Below are 2,285 nucleotides of genomic sequence, written 5' to 3' on the forward strand. Positions count from 1 at the left end.
CTGTGAGGAACGATATGCCAGGCGGAGGGGGCGGCGGCCGCGTCGCAGCCGCGGGACGGATCCGATGGGCAACCCAGCGCTCCCTGATACCCGCCCGATACACATCCGCCGGTCCGCGCGGTCCCCGGGCCGATCACCCGGATCCGGCCAGCAGGGCCAGGAAGCGGTCCGGGGCGTCGGGGGCGGCGGCGTTCCGCAGACTCAGCTGCCTGAGGCAGTGGTAGGCCAGGTCGGTCGAGCCGTAGACGTGGTGGGCGACCAGGGCCAGCTGCCCCAGCTGCTCGTCGGTCATGGACTCGGGGCGTCCGAAGTCGCGTACGTAGACCACGTCGGCCTCGAGGAGCTGGTGGCGGGCCTGCCGGAAGTCGCCCCCGAAGACCACGGGGGCGATCGGCCAGCGCTTGACCGCCGCGAAGGCGTGCGGGATGAAGCCCTGGCCGCGCAGCTCCCGGTCCACGTCGCCGAACACGGGCTGGTCCTCGTACAGCGGGACGAAGGAGACCTCGGTGTGCACGGCCACGGCCTCGGCGAGCTTCCGGCGGCCGCCCTGGAAGACCATCAGCTCGGCTCCCTGGATGTCGATCTTCAGCAGGTCGAAGGCGCCGACCGCTTCGACGTCGTCCAGCCGCCGGGTGGAGACCTGGACCTCCTCCCGGACCCGGCCCCACTCGCCGAAGCCGTTGAAGAGCGCCAGCCTGTTCGGGTCCGGGCGGAAGATGCCGGTCATCCCGGAACTGGCGGCGACGTACAGGGTGTGGGCGGCGCCGTCCCCGAGGGCGTCGGGCAGGTAGGTCTCGTACGGGCCCTTGCGGCGCCGCAGCTCGTCGAGGGCCTCGGGCTGCGGCTCGAACCCCGTCACCCTGCACAGGCCGGCCGCCAGCATGTCCCGGTACGGCGGATCCCCGTCGATCGGATTGGCCCCGACGTCGACGACGTGCGTCGGCCGGGCCGGCCGGACCAGGTCGAGCAGCGGGGAAGCGGCAGCGGCTGGGGCGTTGACGGTCATGGACGATCTCCGGAGGTCGAGCGGAGCGGGGTCCCCCGGGGCAGCTTCCCGCAACCGGAGCCGATCGCCGCTCAGGCGCTCCGGGGCCCGCGCGGGCTGACCGGGGTCAGGACTCCGAGGCGGTCCTCGACGGCCTGGGCGGCGTCCAGGCACAGGTCCTCGCGGAAGGCGCGTCCGACGATCTGCACTCCGCAGGGGAGGCCGTCGGCCAGGCCGGTGGGTACGGCCACCGCCGGTACGCCCACGAAGCTGGTCGCCGTGCACAGCCGCATGGCCGAGGCCACGCGGTCGCGTCCCGCCCTGTCGCGCGACTCCAGTCCGGGTTCCACCGGCGGCTCGGTGAACGACGGGCCGAGCAGCAGCGGGTACGCGTCGAGGAATCCGGCCCATGAGCGGCGGATGTTCATCCAGGTGCCCATCAGCTTCACGAGCCCGGCCGCGTCGGCCGGCGGGGTCTGCTCCATGGCCATCTCGATGTAGCGGTCCCCGCCCTCGCCGAGCAGGGGCCGCACCATCGGCCAGGTGGGGGCGAACTCGGTGACGGTGATCCGGCCGTACGCCTCGAGGGCCTCGTCCAGCCTCGGTACGTCCGCGACCTCGCACACCTCGTAGCCGGCGTCGCGCAGGGCGGCGGCCGCGTCCTCGACGGCGCGCCGGACGGCGGGGTGGACGCCGTGTCCGCCGGGGTCCGCGACCACCGCTACCTTCACGGGTGAGGGGAGCGGCGGGCCGTAGGGGGGTACCGGGAGGGCCCGGGGGTCGCGGGGGTCCGTGCCGGCCAGCGCCTCGTAGGCCAGCCTCAGGTCGCCGACGGTCCGGGCCAGCGGGCCGTCGGTCACCAGCAGCTGGGAGGCGGGGCCGGGGTCGTCGGGGCCGAGGACGCGGTGGTCGGCGGGGAAGCGCCCGGGCGTCGGTTTCAGTCCGGCGACGCCGCAGAACTGGGCCGGGACGCGGATCGAGCCGCCGGAGTCGTTGCCGAGCCCGAGGGCGGCCATGCCGGTGGCGACGGCCACCGCGTCGCCGCCGCTGGTGCCGCCCGGAGTGCGGGCGCTGTCCCACGGGTTGACCGTGTCGCCGAACAGTTCGCTGCGCGTGTGCATGCCGGCCAGCACCAGGGTGGGCATGTTGGCGTGCCCGATGGGGATGGCGCCGGCCGCGCGCAGGCGGGCCACGGGCGGGGCGTCGGCGGCCGCCACCAGGGAGCGGAAGCGCTCGACGCCGAACGTGGTCGGCACGCCTTCGACGGGGGTGGTCTCCTTCACCGAGAACGGCACGCCGG

Annotated in this window: 2 protein-coding genes; both read right to left on the reverse strand. The window is 74.6% G+C overall.

Features of this window, described 5'->3' with window-relative positions; translation table 11 throughout:
• Nucleotides 1-133 precede the first annotated feature (133 nt).
• A complete protein-coding gene (locus tag AB0D66_RS34460) occupies nt 134-1,006 on the reverse strand; it encodes an FkbM family methyltransferase (protein WP_362311085.1) in 873 nt (290 codons plus the stop codon).
• A gap of 71 nt (nt 1,007-1,077) precedes the next feature.
• Nucleotides 1,078-2,285 (reverse strand): amidase family protein (locus AB0D66_RS34465; protein ID WP_362311086.1); only part of this gene is annotated, 1,208 nt, incomplete at its 5' end.

Origin of the sequence: Streptomyces sp. NPDC048270, assembly GCF_040652335.1 — a bacterium.
Taxonomy (GTDB): domain Bacteria; phylum Actinomycetota; class Actinomycetes; order Streptomycetales; family Streptomycetaceae; genus Streptomyces.

Bases quoted from the DNA above. Each gene is read 5' to 3' on its own strand.
- AB0D66_RS34460 (WP_362311085.1), bottom strand. From the start codon at position 1,006: ATGACCGTCAACGCCCCAGCCGCTGCCGCTTCCCCGCTGCTCGACCTG.